Source organism: Streptococcus sp. 477, from assembly GCF_013277295.1.
GTDB classification, from domain to species: Bacteria; Bacillota; Bacilli; order Lactobacillales; family Streptococcaceae; genus Streptococcus; species Streptococcus pseudopneumoniae.
The window spans coordinates 1-2911 of record NZ_VMMQ01000105.1; the positions used below are offsets into that span (position 1 = coordinate 1).

At 34.7% G+C, this 2911-nt stretch carries 2 protein-coding genes and 1 pseudogene; all 3 read right to left on the minus strand.

Annotated features, from left to right (window positions below; translation table 11 throughout):
* Positions 1–49: 49 nt before the first annotated feature.
* Positions 50–274: pseudogene (locus HT691_RS10820) on the minus strand (IS3 family transposase); the annotation flags it as partial.
* 147 nt (positions 275–421) lie between these two features.
* Positions 422–1414, minus strand: a complete 993-nt coding sequence (gene cbpJ / locus HT691_RS10825) for a choline-binding protein CbpJ (protein WP_000771147.1) — start codon at positions 1412–1414, stop codon at positions 422–424.
* Between the two features lie 17 nt (positions 1415–1431).
* Positions 1432–2475, minus strand: coding sequence for a serine protease (locus HT691_RS10830; RefSeq protein ID WP_205380514.1), 1044 nt, complete (start codon positions 2473–2475; stop codon positions 1432–1434).
* Between the last annotated feature and the right edge of the window lie 436 nt (positions 2476–2911).

Here is a 2911-nt window from a genome sequence, read left to right on the forward strand (position 1 = left end):
AGTTCTCTAGTCTGGAGATCTTTCAATATACTTCGTTATTGGGCGGTTACCAGCCTTCATGTATGACTTTATTAATCATTTCTTGCTTTAAATCAGGAGAATAGTAACGATTTTTTCCTTTTTTGACGAACTCTATTCCGTAACGATCAATCAATTTAATCATGTACCTAATATTAGAATTGTTTATCCCAAATTTATTTGAAAGCTTCTCTAAGCTATATCCTTGTTTTCTAAGTTCATAGATCTGAACTTTATCATCATAAGTTAATTTCATAATAAAAATACCCCAAAAGTTAGATTTTGTCTGTCTAACTTTTGGGGTGCAGTTCACCTAATATTATGCGTTTTTTCCTATTTTAAAGACTTTTATCCACCTATTATACAAAGTTAAATATCCATCACAGTTTACCATTAGCCTTCATTACTTAACCCATTCGCCATTATAGTTTAAGTAGTAACCACCTACTGTGGTATTAACAGCTAAAGCACCTGAACCATAGGCATAGTACCATTTACCATTGACTTGGAACCAGCCTGTCTTCATATCTCCATTACTTGCATTTAGGTAGTACCAAGTTGAACCATCTTTCACCCAACCAGTAGACATTGCACCTGATGAACGAAGGTAGTACCAACTGTTACCAACATAAGCCCAACCTGTCTTCATATCACCATTTTGAGCATCTAGATAATACCAAGTTGAGCCATCTTTCACCCAACCAGTTGCCATAGCACCTGATGAACGGAGATAGTACCAGTTATTACCTAGATATTGCCATCCTGTTTGCATTGCAGCAGTTGTTGGATCAAGGTAGTACCAAGCTGAACCATCATTTATCCAACCTGCACGTCTTTCACCACCAATATAGTTTTCTCCATTAATTTCTGTTTTAGCTAGATAATACCAGTTAGACTGATCATAAAGCCAACCTGTCTCTAAAGAATGATTCTGATTAAAGTAATAGTTCGTGTAATAACGCTTCTCTTCTTTATCTTCTGAATCTTCACGTTTTTCCCCGTACTCTTTTCCAACACTGTCTTTTGTTTTAATCTCTAATGCTTTCCAGCCAACAAATTCTTGTAGTACCCCATCTTGTCCAAAATAGTACCACTTGTGTTGAAGGCCGATTTCATTAACTGGTTGGTTATCTAATAAATCATCACGATAACCTGTTCCAGGAATTTCTAAGTATTGCCATCCAACTACCATTTCTCCTTTATCACCAAAATAGTAAGTTTTTCCGTCTATTTTATGCCAATAGATTGCTTTATGAGCATCTTTTACATAATATTTTCTATTATCCTTATCAACAAATTGGCCACCTGTGGTATCCGCAAAAACAGTATTTGTAGCTAGCAAACCAAAGAAAAATGCTGTCAGTCCAACTTGCATAGTTTTTTTCAAAAGTTTCATTTATATGTCCTCCAATATTAAATCCACTCACCAGATGAAGCAAAATTATAAACTTTACCATCGATAGTTTGGCTACCTGTTACCATAGCTCCACTTGAGTTAAGATAATACCAGTTTCCTCCTACTTTTATCCAACCTGTTTTCATGTCTCCATTAGTAGGATCTAGATAGTACCATGTTGAACTATCTTTATACCAACCAGTCTTCATATCACCATTTTTATTATCTAAGTAATACCATCTGCCTCGTACATTTTTCCAACCTGTTGCCATTGAACCAGAGGTTCCCAAATAATACCATTTTCCATTTACTTTTTGCCAATCTGTAAGCATCTTACCAGAAGCATCTAGATAGTACCAAGTATCATCTATTTTCTGCCAACCCGTTTGTTTATCATGTTGTTTATAATAGTACCAACTGCCACTTAATTTTTTCCATCCTTCAAGAGAATATCCTTTAAGTACTGAATAAATAAATGATAAATTCTGTTCATTTAATTTTACTGCGCTATTAACTTGGTTAGCTTCATCTCCCAAAGTATGTACTCCGACTACACGGTGACTAGCATCATAAACAGCAGATCCACTTGATCCCCCCAAAGTATCAACTTGATAATTCAAAAAAGTACCATCATCACTTAAAACTTGTTTTTTATCTGTATACATTTGATGAATTCCAAAATCATATGATGGATATCCTGTAATCGTCACTGGTGTTCCAGCCAAATTTTTCTGACTATTTGGAAGCCCCAGTGTTCCCAATTTTGCGCCAACAGGCTCTTCTAGAATTAATAGAGCCAAGTCATATTTCGATGCATCTCTAGAATTTAAAGTTCTAAATTCTTTCAAATAACGAACTTCCTTAACCTTGATCTTTCCAAATGGTTCCTGATCTGGACTAGCTGCTGGAAGTACATAAATAGCATCCGCTTCTTTTCCATATTTATGACTGTAGAAGTTATGAGCTGCTGTAATTAAAACATTATCTTTAATAAAATTCGCGCTTCCTCTTCCTTCTATATTCGTTCCATTGGCTACACCATTGTACTCAGACAAAACCATAGCTGAAGTTGAATACGGATATTGTAGAGTATTATCAATTTTAACCAAATCATCATTACCGATAATTACTTCTGATTGATTTTGGTAATATGAACCATATGTTGGCGAAATCTCAGGAAGTGAAAAATTATTAGTTTCTGGACTTTCCTGTAATGTTTCACTCACCTCATATTCTTCACCTGTACTAGAAATAACAGTCAAAGCAGATACTGTCGACAACTGGCTAGCCAATAAAGTACTCGCAATAATTGAAATACCCAATTTTTTATAAAACGTTTTCTTCATTATTTTTATCCTCCTAATGTGATTATAGCATACTATTCTAAATTTCTCAATCTACTATAGAATCAAGAAATCTATCACCTTCTGTAAATACCCTCCATTATCACATAAACAGGTAAACTTTTCAATTAATGACTCGGGACTTTGACAGTTG